The following is a 12,139-nucleotide window of genomic DNA, read 5'->3' as shown; positions in this document are numbered from 1 at the left end:
TCAATATAGGATTTTATGCGTGATTATTATTTAATACGAATTAATTTCAAGGGCGGTATTGCATCGCCTGCCGAAATGAAAGATATATTGACCGCTGCTGCACAGGCACAGGTGGAGAGTGTACGTTTTGGCCTGCGTCAGCAGATGTTGCTTTATGTGCCCCATAGTTTTGGTAAACAATTTGGCAAAGCTATGAAAGCCTTAGAAGTTGATTTTCAGGTAGATAATAATGAGTACCCTAATATTGTGAGCTCTTATGTAGCAGAAGAGGTATTTCAGAAAGGTAATTGGCTGACTGAGGGTATCTATAAGGATATTCTGGATACTTTTGAGCATCGGTCAAAACTGAAGATTAATATTTCTGATGCCGACCAAAGCTTCAGCCCTTTTTTCTCAGGTCATCTCAACTTTATAGCTTCTCCTACACCTAATTTCTGGTATCTATATGTCAGAATCCCGAAAAGCAATTCTTTAGTTAGTTTCAAAAGATTGGTTTTTTCAAACGAAATTGCCAAAATTTCACAATATTTAGAAGAGCAATTCCTTACGAATGAAAAAACGGAAGGCAAAGAAATAGAGACTTTACTGGAGAATCTCCCGATTGCCATTTCAGCACCTATCGAAGCCGAATTAGTGCCTGCTCGTTTTACTTTGCCTTATTATGAGGGATTTAACCGCTATGGAAAAAAAACCTGGTTGGGTATTTATCGCCGGAACGAATCGTTTTCAGTGGAATTCCTGATAAAAATCTGTAGGTTATGTCAGGAAACCAAAATAGGGGAGATATGTCTCACTCCGTTCAAATCTTTAATTATTAAAGGTATACAAGAAGTTGACAGATGGAAATGGAGTAATGTATTGTCAGAATTTAATATCAATGTCCGCCATGCAGCTAATGAGCTGAATTGGCAGATTGAAGATGATTCTGATGAGGCTCTGCAATTAAAATCGGCTTTGGTACGCGGTTTTGATGATATTGATTTAAGAACTTTTGGCTTATGTTTTGGTATTAAAACCCGCCCACGCACAGAGGTATATGCTTCTATTATGTTGATGAAAAGGAGTGTGAAACTCTTCAATCTAATTCCCTTATATTCGGTCTATGATATATCTTATACTGAAGATTTTAACCCCAATGGACGTACAAAGAAGTATTTTACCAAGGGAGTGTGGCGTTTTAATGTAGATGAGCAATTGAGAAGATGCGTATTAAAATACAATAAACTGATAGCAGACAATCAGGTGAAAGCAGCAGGTCTGAAAGATGACCATAAATCCAATGAGCTACAAGCGCCTGCTACTAAAACAGTGCATCAATGCCCATGTTGTTTCACTATTTATGACAAAGATTTCGGCGATTTATTGAATAATATTCCGGCTGGTGTGCCATTTGAAAACCTGCCTGATTCTTATACTTGTCCGACCTGTGAAACTGATAAGAAAGATTTTAAGGTATTGGAGGTAGACGTAAATCTGGTATAGAACGACATTTTTTTATTTTTTCTCAATCTTTGGCATAGATTTTCGTTAATTTGTTATTGAAGTTGTTTAGGATTGTTCCTTTCATTTAAAAATGTGTTGTTTTGGCTACGCCTGCATCAAATAATTTCAACGATAGCGATGCTATCCTTTTATTATTTGATTTGGCTCGCTCAAAACACCTCTATTTTTAAAAAGTAACGAAAATCCTAAACAACTTCATTGAATTTTGAGTGATAAGGACTTCACAATCTAACATGCTGGAGCTATGCTAAAGAAATTACTTTTATTTGTACTTATCCCCATTCTGTCTTCTGCACAAACTATCAGCTTCTCAAAAAGCGATAGTGTGGATATATTTTTGGAATCAGGCGAAACCGAATTGATTAATCAGTTGAAAGGCTTGATGCAAGCACCTGAAAGCCAGACTTTTATGGCTGAGTTTAGAAAGAAATTTCCTGAATCGTTTGAGAAAGAGATTCGCTACAAACAGTTATTATCGGCCAATGTCGATGATTGGGAAATGGGTTTATACGATGAACGCAAAAATCAATTGGATTTTCTGAAAAACTATCCTGCAAAAGACAAACTTTCTACCGATTTTCAGAAATTAGTTGAGAGCAATATCCGCTGGAACTACTGGCATTTATTATTGGCCTATTCTATCACGCGCAGCAATCTGGACACCAAACTTACCCGTGTGGTATCACTACCATCGGTGATGATTGAAAGTCTTGACCCGCAAAAAGTTCAGGATGAAAGCCTGCTGATTTCGGAGAGCTATCGTAATTTTCTGCCTTTTTTTATTACTTATTTTAATTCTCAGGAACAAAAGTTTGTTAAATATTCCGATCAGGTAAAAGCTATTTCAGATAAAAACAATTATGCCTTGAAATACCTGAAAGGCAAAGTTCTGGATTTTACCTTGTCTAAAGTGATCTATGATAACTGTGGACGTATCACTGCTTCGGGTGCTAAATATTGGATTAGTCAAGTATCATCAGAGAGCTATCGCAAATTGCTGATTAACCATTGCCAAGAGACGTTAAACAAGAAAGAAGAGATTGCGAAGAAGAAAGAAGAGAAAACACAATCGCAGAAAGAGTTATTAAATACAAGCGACTATCCTATATTAACTGATCTGAATGGCAAGCAGTTCAATTTTGCTAAGTATAAAGGCAAAGTAATTTACGTAGATTTCTGGGCTAGCTGGTGTGGCCCTTGTCGTCAGGAGTTCCCATTTTCCAAGAAAATTCATGCTGCGCTTACTGAAAAGCAGAAAAAGAATATAGTATTCTTATATATTTCTATTGATGAAGACCCTGTTAGCTGGAAAAATGCAGTTGAAAGATTACAACTGGATAATGGCGAGCACGGATATTCAGAGGGCGGCTGGGCATCGGAAGTAGTGAAGAAATACCAAATTAACGGTATTCCTCGTTATATGATAATAGATAAAAATGGTACAATTGTTCAGCCTGATGCCGTTCGACCAAGTGGCCCAACTACGTTAGATACTTTACTAAAACTGATTGGGGTTTCTTAGGCACCGTCTGCAGGGAATTAATTTTTAGTTTTGATTGTATTACATCTGTGAAAACAAATTACATTTGTACAATTATTTAGTTGTATTATTAAATTTCCCATCCGGGAATAAAGGTCATGTTTAAATACATTCTCATATTCACCCTACTGATTATCTTTGTTCCGGTATTCAGAAACTTCCTGTTCAATTTATTAGTAGGCAAACAAATTGCAAAAGAACAAAAGCGTTATAACGACATAGTGGAGAAGCAACGAGGAAAAGAGGGAGACATCAAAGTAAAGTCGACTGAATCAACCAGCAAAAAAGGTGGATACGAAGGTGGGCAGTACGTTGATTTTGAAGAAGTAAAATAACCTATTATATAATGCTTAAAAAGTTTCTTAAACCCATAACTTTAACAAATCAGGTAAGTTTAGCGATTTTTCTTCTAAGGTTAGGCTTTGCTGGCCTGTTAGCTACGCATGGTTACGATAAACTCCAAAGTTTTTTGGCCGGAGACCATGACTTTCCCGATCCTTTGAATGTCTCACCTGTAGTTTCGCATGGATTGACTGTTTTTGCAGAATTTTTCTGTTCTTTATTGTTAATTATGGGCTTATTTACCCGATTGGCATCTGCGGTTTTAATTATTTGTATGTTGGTAATTGCTTTTATAGTTCATGGTGCAGACCCCCTTGGCGATAAAGAACAGGCCTTGCTATATTTTATTGGTTTTCTTGTTATATTCCTCACCGGTCCGGGGAAGTATTCATTGGATGCCCGCTTTTATAAATAGTTTCTATGCTGAAAATAGCTTACGATTCTATCTATACCCACCCACTACCTGAGGGTCATCGATTCCCGATGCTCAAATATGAGTTAATTCATGAACAATTACTGTACGAAGGAACTTGTACAAAAGATAACTTTTTTGCACCTGCGCCAGTAGAATCGAAATGGGTGCTGGGTGTACACGATAAACAATATTTTGAAGATTTATTAAACCTACAGATTGATGCCAGGATGGAGCGCCGCATTGGCCTCCCTGTTTCTGATATGCTCGTAAATCGTGAACTAGTCATTACCCAAGGTACGATAGATTGTTGTCAATTTGCATTCGAATCAGGAATTTCGATGAATATTGCTGGTGGTACCCATCATGCCTATGCTGATAAGGGAGAAGGATTTTGTTTGTTGAATGATGTGGCAGTAGCCTCACATTACCTGCTTGCTAATAAACTGGTTGAACAGATTCTGGTAGTTGATTTAGATGTGCATCAGGGTAACGGAACAGCCTTGATTTTTGAAAATGATTCGAGAGTTTTCACTTTTTCTATGCACGGCAAAGAGAACTATCCATTAAAAAAAGAAAAGTCAGATTTAGATATAGAATTGCCAACCTATTGCGAGGATGATGAATATCTGAATATACTTTATCGTACATTACCTAAGCTAATTGAAGAAGAAAAACCACAATTTATTTTCTACATTTCGGGTGTAGATATTCTTGCTTCTGATAAATTGGGTAAATTGAAAGTGTCTATGGAGGGCTGCAAGCAACGGGATAAGTTTGTGTTTGAGCAAGTTATTAAAAACAAAATACCAATCGTAGTTTCAATGGGTGGTGGGTACTCTCCGCGTATTGCAGATATTGTAGAAGCCCATTGTAATACTTTTCGGTTGGCTGATAGGATGTTTTTTTAATTTTGTAGAAACGCTTTGAATGTCGTCTTATGCCTATCTAATCAAGAAAGTATATTTTAAAAGATAGTTAAAAAACCAGATCCGACGACAGGAGACGCCAGCATGTCGTCTCTACGAAAACTCAAAAACAATGCAAAACCTCGCCCAATACATAGACCATACTTTACTGAAACCAACAGCTACAGAAATGGATTTCCGAAAATTGTGTGAAGAAATCTATACGCATAATTTTTATTCTGCTTGTGTGCCACCACATTATGTCAATTTTGTGAAAGATATACTGGTTTATAGTCAGGCAAAGGTTTGTACGGTGATTGGTTTTCCTCTAGGTTATCAGACTACTAGCACAAAGCTGGCGGAAGCCGAAAGAGCACTAAAAGATGGGGCAGATGAGCTTGATGTGGTGATGAATATTAATGCATTTAAATCAATGGCTTATCTGACTGTAAAACAGGAGATAAGAGAAATGGCAGAATTAGTACATAGCAAAGAAGCCTTATTAAAGGTAATCGTTGAAACTGCTTATCTGGATAATTTTGATTTAAGCATTGCCTGCGAGATTTGTGAAGAAGCAGGTGCAGATTTTGTAAAGACTTCCACAGGTTTTGCCCCTAAAGGAGCTAATTTAGAACAGGTAAAGTTGATGAGGCATAATTTGCCTTCTACGGTTAGAATAAAGGCGTCAGGTGGTATACAAACTTATGAGCAAGCTATCGCTTTTATAGAAGCTGGAGCAGAGCGCCTTGGCACCTCATCCGGCGTTGCTATTTTGAAAGGTGGTGAGGGAGTGGCACAGTACTGAGAGGAGTTTTTACTTCTCTGGCAAATGCACTTCTGCCATCATACATCTGGCAGAGCCGCCACCACAGGTTTCAATGATATTCAAATCAAAGTGCATGATATCAGCATATTCACCTAATTGGTTCCTCTGTGCTTGAGTTAAAGACTCATAAGCTCGCGATGACATGACTAAAATAAGATGCCCTTTCTGATTAGTAATTAATAACATATTGCCAGCAAAGGCATTCATTTGTTCCAGACTTATTTCAATCACATTCTTACCTGTACTTTCCAGACTTTCTTTTACAGCTAATCTCTCATCAAGGTCTTTGATTGATTGAAGACAAACCACTGCAAAAGTATCTCCAATACACATCATCACATTGGTATGATAAATCTCTTTATCATGGGTATCAACCGCTCCGAATTTTACTATTTTGTAGCCATTCATCTGTTTCTCCCAAGCCTCCAAAACTTCTTCGTTGGTACGTGGTGAAATGCAGGCATAGGCAATGCGATGCATTCTATCCAGTACAAGACTTCCGGTTCCTTCCAGGAATTTGTTTTCATCCTCAAAAGCAGTCAAATCAATCACAGTCTCTACATGAAAATTCTTTCTTAAACCTTCAATAATATCAGGTCTTCGTTCTAAACGGCGGTTTTCAGCTTGCATAGGATACAAGCAAACTTTACCACTATGATGGAAAGACACCCAGTTGTTCGGAAAGATGCTATCGGGCGTATAAGGCTTTGGGGTATCTTCATACACCATTACATTCACACCAATGGCACGTAGTTGACTCACCATGATATCAAACTCTCTTAAGGCATTTTCTTGCGTAAGCTCAATAGCTAATGCTTGAGAATCAGTGTCCTGAAACGCATTGCTTTCAGCAGTTTGCAGATTAAAAGCAAAGTTCACCGGACGAATCATTAAGATATTTGAAGTAGCTTGGTCTTGCATGAAGTGTAAATTTTATTGAGTGAATGAGCGGCCTCTTTATATAATTGAGTGATTTAGTGAATGAGTGATTGAGTGAATAAAATAGAATATCTTAGCTAATCAAGCACATAGAAACAGAAGATGTTTACGCAACAGTTAATTAAAAAATAATAATAATCACTCATTCACTAAATCACACAATCACTCAATGATCCCTACGCCATTTCCATTTCATCTACTCTGATCCGATGGCCGTCTAAAAAGAAACGGATACGATTTGAGGCTGTTTCCAGTTCTTCAGCTGATGGCAGGAATACGATACGGAAATGGTCGTTTTTGACATAGTTAAAACCTGTTCCAGAAACGACCAGCACTTTTTGCTCTGATAACAGGTCAAAAACAAATTGCTCGTCATCTTTGAATGAGAATTTCCTCAAATCAATTTTCGGAAATAGGTATAAGGCACCTTTAGGCTTCACACAGGTGATACCCGGAATATCAGTTATTTTATAATGAATCAAATCACGTTGCTTGCATAATCTGCCTTCGGGTGCTACCAGGTCGTTAATACTCTGGTATCCACCTAAAGCTGTTTGAATAGCATATTGCGTTGGTACATTGGCACACAAACGCATACTTGCTAATAGGTTAAAGCCCTCTACAAAAGATTTTGCCTTTTGTACAGCTCCGCTCAGAATTACCCAACCTCCACGAAAACCTGCGGCACGGTAATTTTTAGATAAGCCGCCGTAGGTCATGATAAATACATCGTCACTCAAAGTAGCGATTGGCACGTGTTTGTTCCCGTCGTAAAGGATTTTATCGTAAATCTCATCAGAGAAGATAATCAGATTATGCTCTGCTGCCAGTTTTACAATGCCCTCCAAAACCTCTTTGCTATAAACCGCGCCCGTTGGATTGTTTGGATTAATAACAACAATCCCTTTGGTTTTGCGGTTGATTTTACGGCGAATATCATCTAAATCAGGATTCCAGTCAGATTCTTCATCGCAGATATAATGAACTGGTTTGCCACCTGACAGGGCCACAGAGGTTGTCCAGAGTGGATAGTCAGGGGAGGGGAGTAGAATTTCATCGCCCTCATTTAATAAAGCCTGCATAGTCATCACGATTAACTCGCTTACTCCATTGCCAATAAAAATATCGTCAATAGTTACGCCATGAATGCCAATTTGCTGGGTATAATGCATGATAGCCTTACGGGCGGGAAAAATACCCAAATGATGTGAATACCCTTGCGCATTGCGGATATTCATAATCATGTCATATATAATTTCGTCGGGAACGTCAAAACCAAATGGTGCAGGATTACCAATATTCAGATTGATAATTTTTTGCCCCATTGCTTCCAGTTGTTGGGCTTTCTCGAAAACAGGTCCACGGATAGCATAACTCAGGTTATTCAGGCGATTGCTTTTATTGATTGGCTGTTGCATACGCTTATGGGATAAAAATTCATACAAAATTAATAAAAATTTATGCGGCGTAAGACAAAAGAACACAAAAAAGGTCGGGAAGCAAGTACTTCCCGACCTTTTTATAATGATTATACAGATTTTACATCCTTTTTATACTATTCGCGTAACTTCTCTATCAATTTTTTGTTGAAACTCTGCTCAGTGCGTTTCAACTCTGCATACTGTTTAGGCGTAATTATTTTAAGCAATTTTGCCATATATTCTTCATCCAATTCTATCTCTTTTTTTCTGATAGCTAGCGCCTGACGTTGCGATGCAACGATTTTATCGTCACTTGTCCCGTTAGTTTCATCTAAGGTATTTTTGATACTTCTTCTGAGATCAAATTTCTTACCCTGGTATTCATTATATACCGACCAGAACTGCGGTGCCTGTTCTGTAGTAAGATTTAAATTTTCAGTAATCAGTCCAATCTTAGCAGTTTGTATCTTCTCGAATCTTTCGCCTCTTGACCCCTGGCGGTTTTGAGAGAAGGAAAACATTGGTATGGCTAAAATGATAATTATTAATTGTTTCATAACTGTTGGTTTTATCTTGTGTGTAATGGGTCACAGTACACTATATATCTTCTTCTAAATCCTGACTTTCAAGGTGCTCTAAAATATCTTTTTTATTAATATTCAGGTCATCTATAATTTTGGTTTCTGCTTCTTTTGGTAAAATAGAAGTGTTAGTTGTAATGGCCTCGTACTCAAGTAAACCTAAATCCTGGGTTGCCAGATAGCTGCTAATTTCGTCTTTACTCAATGACTCCATAGCCGATTCAGAATCTGACTTGCTAAATAGCGGAACAGATAAACCTAACCCAATTATCAATACGATACTCGCAGCCGCTGCCCACATGGTTCTTCCTTTCTGCCACCAGTTTACTTTAATTACTTTTGTTTCTTCTTGCGTTTTACTTAAAATACGACCTGGTAATTCGTGAAAGTAACTGGCAGGTACTTCAAAAATATTCTTGCGTTCAATGCTCTCAACTCTTACAGTTGCCCTGATGCTTTCTTCGGCATTTTCAAAATAGCCTTGCGGCACTTTAAAAACATTCACTTTGGGCAAATTCTCCAATCTGATTTCCTGTTTTTCAAGGTCTGCAATCCGATTCATAATTCTTGACGAAAGTGTATCGAAGTAATTATCAGGAACAGCAAAGTTTTGTTTTTTACCAAAATTCACTACAGGCTCCTCAGAGAATGCGATTCTTTCCTGAATAGACGTATACAAAGTATCGAAGTAACCTTCGGGTACTTTGAATATGTTCATTTTAGGAAGTTCTTCTATTTTGATTATCTCTTTCATACTATTACTTAGAGCCTGGTAGTGTTATCCTGCTCTTTTTAAGCCTTTTTAAAATTTCTTATTAATTGTTTTTTTGACAAGTTAATTTCTAAAAGGTTTAAAGAACTAGGTTTCTTTATTTAAAAAATCTTCAATTTTTTTCACAGCTAAGTGATATGATGCTTTCAATGCACCCACAGAAGTGCCTGTTATCTCGGCAATATCTTCATATTTCATGTCTTCATAGTATTTCATATTAAATACTAAGCGCTGCTTATCCGGTAATTGTAGTAGCGCTTTCTGGAGTTTTATCTGAATTTCATCGCCTGATATATAATCCTGTGAAATTGAACTCTCTAGCGTATTCAGTAAATCCATGCTATCTTCTGATTCAGTTTCGATAGGCACATGGTTACGGCGACGCTTCTTTTGTAGAAAATTTAATGATTCGTTGGTAGCTATGCGGTATACCCAGGTATACAATTGCGCATCGCCTCTGAAATTCTGTAGTCCCTGCCATACCTTAATAAAAGTTTCCTGCACCACATCGTCGGCATCGTCGTGGTCTATCACCATTTTGCGGATATGCCAGTAGATTTTCTGCTGATACTTTTTTATCAGCAACTCAAACGCATTCCGACGTTTATCCGGGTCTAATATTAAATTAACTAACTCTTGGTCTGAAATCTGCATTTTACAGAAAAATTGGTTGACTTATGTGAATTTGTTTCGTTATAACGACATTCGCCTCATTCTTAATATTTCCGTGTTAAAATAGCGGAAACTTCGAATGAGGCGGACGTCGCGCGGTAAAGTCCTCAAATTTATAAAACAACCTATATATTTTATTGTTTTCTTTGAATCACTTTTAATGATTTTTCAACAATATTTTTTGCTGAAAGGCCATATTTCTCCATCAATTGTGCAGGTGTACCTGATTCGCCGAATGAATTTTCTACAGCTATATACTCTTGTGGTGCTAAGAAATTCTTGGCTAAAGTTTGCGCCACTGCATCACCTAAGCCACCATTTGCCTGATGTTCTTCACAAGAAACCACACATCTGGTTTTACGAACGCTCTTTAAGATAGCTTTTTCGTCTAAAGGTTTAATGGTATGAATATTTAGGATTTCGGCACTAATGCCTTGTGCTTCTAAAATTTCAGCAGCCTGAATAGCTTCCCATACCAGGTGGCCGGTTGCAACGATAGTTACGTCTTTGCCTTCGTTTACCATCCATGCTTTACCAATTTCAAACTTCTGGTCTGGGGCTGTGAAAACAGGCACTACCGGACGGCCAAAACGTAAGTAGATTGGCCCTTTCCAGTTAGCAGCAGCAATTGTAGCTGCTTTGGTCTGATTGAAATCACAAGGGTTTATAACTGTCATATTTGGCATGGCACGCATCATAGCCAGATCTTCCAGAATCTGGTGCGTAGCACCGTCTTCCCCTAAAGTCAGACCTGCGTGAGATACCGCTATTTTTACATTTTTATCTGAATAAGCTACTGACTGACGGATCTGGTCGTAAACTCTACCTGAACCGAAATTGGCAAAAGTAGTAGCAAAAGGAATTTTACCTCCAATAGTTAGCCCTGCAGCTACACCAATCATGTTGGCTTCAGCAATACCACATTGGATAAATCTTTCAGGATTTTCTTTAATGAATGTATCTATTTTCAAAGAACCCACAAGGTCTGCGCAAAGTGTCACTACATTAGGGTTTGTTCTGCCCAATTCGGTCATACCCGCACCAAAGCCTGAACGTGTATCTTTTTTCTCGGTGAATGTGTATTTTGTCATAAACGCTGATTAGTCTGAATGTTAAATAATTTGCCTTGGTGCATTGATTAATAATCCCCAATAGTACCAGTAGTAACCAATTGATTCAATGCCGTTTGTAATTGTTCGTCATTAGGCGCAACACCATGCCATTTGTGGCTACCCATCATATAATCTACTCCTGCTCCCATTTCGGTTTTCATGAGTATCATAATTGGTTGGCCTTTACCTGTCAGACGTTTGGCTTTACGTAATCCTGCAACAACCTGGTCCATATCGTTACCATCTTTGATTTCCATTACATTCCAGCCGAAAGCTTTGTATTTAGCTTTCAAATCGCGGTTGTTCATGACCTTTTCAGTTGGGCCATCAATCTGCTGACCATTCAAATCTATTATGGCAATCAGATTATCTGTTTTGTGGTGAGGTGCTGCCTGAGCGGCTTCCCATACTTGTCCTTCTTGTTGTTCACCATCACCCATCAGGCAATACACCAGGTTTTTATCTCCATTCAGGCGTTTAGCTAAGGCTGCTCCGATAGCAACCGAAAGCCCTTGACCTAATGAACCTGACGCCACACGGATACCTGGAAGGTGCTCATGCGTAGTTGGGTGTCCTTGTAATCTTGAATCAATTTTACGGAATGTTGATAATTCTTTTACATCAAAATATCCTCTACGAGCTAGGGTTGAATAAAATACAGGCGAAATATGTCCGTTTGAAAGAAAAAATAAGTCTTCACCTTTTCCGTCCATATTAAAAGAGAGATAGGTGTCTTTACCTTTTCGGTTGTTAATTTTCATTTGTTGAAAATAGAGTGCAACAAATAAATCGGTACAACCTAAAGAGCCTCCCGGGTGTCCGGACTGGCAGGCATGCACCATTCTAACAATATCCCGGCGTACTTGTACCGCAATTGCTCGTAGTTCCTGGTTTTGCATTTAAAAAGATTTATTAAGTGTCAAAAAAACAATTAATACAAAGGTAGTTCAGAAATTGATTAAATTGTGGTTTTGTATTAATTTTTGCAAAAGTACATAATACATCTTGCTTTTTAAATAAAGAGTTGCTTTAAACTTGTGGTTTATAGGTAGAAATGGCCGTTTTTGCCAGTATTTCATTAAAAGTTGAGGTAATCGTTTATATGGGATAA

13 protein-coding genes are annotated in these 12,139 nt (G+C 37.9%); 6 read left to right on the top strand and 7 right to left on the bottom strand.

All coding sequences use genetic code 11. The features are described 5' to 3' along the window. Positions 1-15: 15 nt before the first annotated feature. The 6 genes from D0T08_RS02310 to deoC all read left to right on the top strand — a co-directional run bounded on the left by D0T08_RS02310 (position 16) and on the right by deoC (position 5,510). Entirely contained in the window at positions 16-1,482 is a 1,467-nt protein-coding gene (locus D0T08_RS02310; RefSeq protein WP_116980949.1) for a rubredoxin, read from the top strand. Positions 1,483-1,747: 265 nt separating this feature from the next. Next, positions 1,748-3,025, top strand: coding sequence for a TlpA disulfide reductase family protein (locus D0T08_RS02305; RefSeq protein WP_116980948.1), 1,278 nt, complete (start codon positions 1,748-1,750; stop codon positions 3,023-3,025). A 116-nt stretch (positions 3,026-3,141) separates the two neighbouring features. Beyond that, complete coding sequence (locus D0T08_RS02300) at positions 3,142-3,378, top strand: DUF3139 domain-containing protein (RefSeq protein WP_116980947.1); 237 nt, start codon at positions 3,142-3,144, stop codon at positions 3,376-3,378. Between the two features lie 11 nt (positions 3,379-3,389). Further along, a complete protein-coding gene (locus D0T08_RS02295; protein ID WP_116980946.1) occupies positions 3,390-3,800 on the top strand; it encodes a DoxX family protein in 411 nt (136 codons plus the stop codon). A 5-nt stretch (positions 3,801-3,805) separates the two neighbouring features. After that, a complete protein-coding gene (locus D0T08_RS02290; protein ID WP_116980945.1) occupies positions 3,806-4,708 on the top strand; it encodes a histone deacetylase in 903 nt (300 codons plus the stop codon). Between the two features lie 130 nt (positions 4,709-4,838). Continuing rightward, positions 4,839-5,510 (top strand): deoxyribose-phosphate aldolase, encoded by a 672-nt coding sequence (gene deoC, locus D0T08_RS02285; protein ID WP_116980944.1) that lies wholly within the window; start codon positions 4,839-4,841, stop codon positions 5,508-5,510. A 9-nt stretch (positions 5,511-5,519) separates the two neighbouring features. On the opposite strand, the gene ctlX is transcribed toward deoC, so the two are convergent. From ctlX to D0T08_RS02250, 7 genes are all read right to left on the bottom strand, one after another. After that, a complete protein-coding gene (ctlX, locus tag D0T08_RS02280) occupies positions 5,520-6,452 on the bottom strand; it encodes a citrulline utilization hydrolase CtlX (RefSeq protein ID WP_116980943.1) in 933 nt (310 codons plus the stop codon). A gap of 194 nt (positions 6,453-6,646) precedes the next feature. Continuing rightward, complete coding sequence (locus D0T08_RS02275) at positions 6,647-7,888, bottom strand: pyridoxal phosphate-dependent aminotransferase (protein WP_116980942.1); 1,242 nt, start codon at positions 7,886-7,888, stop codon at positions 6,647-6,649. A 137-nt stretch (positions 7,889-8,025) separates the two neighbouring features. Then, entirely contained in the window at positions 8,026-8,448 is a 423-nt protein-coding gene (locus D0T08_RS02270) for a hypothetical protein (protein WP_116980941.1), read from the bottom strand. 40 nt (positions 8,449-8,488) lie between these two features. Then, complete coding sequence (locus D0T08_RS02265; protein ID WP_116980940.1) at positions 8,489-9,226, bottom strand: hypothetical protein; 738 nt, start codon at positions 9,224-9,226, stop codon at positions 8,489-8,491. A 105-nt stretch (positions 9,227-9,331) separates the two neighbouring features. Next, positions 9,332-9,898 carry an RNA polymerase sigma factor gene (locus D0T08_RS02260; RefSeq protein ID WP_409012896.1) on the bottom strand — a complete coding sequence of 189 codons (567 nt, stop codon included), beginning with the start codon at positions 9,896-9,898 and terminating at the stop codon, positions 9,332-9,334. Positions 9,899-10,050: 152 nt separating this feature from the next. Then, on the bottom strand, positions 10,051-11,007 hold the full coding sequence (locus D0T08_RS02255; protein WP_116980939.1) for a transketolase family protein: 957 nt from the start codon (positions 11,005-11,007) through the stop codon (positions 10,051-10,053). Positions 11,008-11,054: 47 nt separating this feature from the next. Next, entirely contained in the window at positions 11,055-11,927 is an 873-nt protein-coding gene (locus tag D0T08_RS02250) for a transketolase (RefSeq protein ID WP_116980938.1), read from the bottom strand. Between the last annotated feature and the right edge of the window lie 212 nt (positions 11,928-12,139).

The organism is Emticicia sp. C21 (assembly GCF_003418935.1).
Taxonomy (GTDB): domain Bacteria; phylum Bacteroidota; class Bacteroidia; order Cytophagales; family Spirosomataceae; genus Emticicia.
The sequence above is the reverse complement of the archived record's forward strand: the minus strand, read 5'-3'. Positions and strand labels throughout refer to the sequence as shown.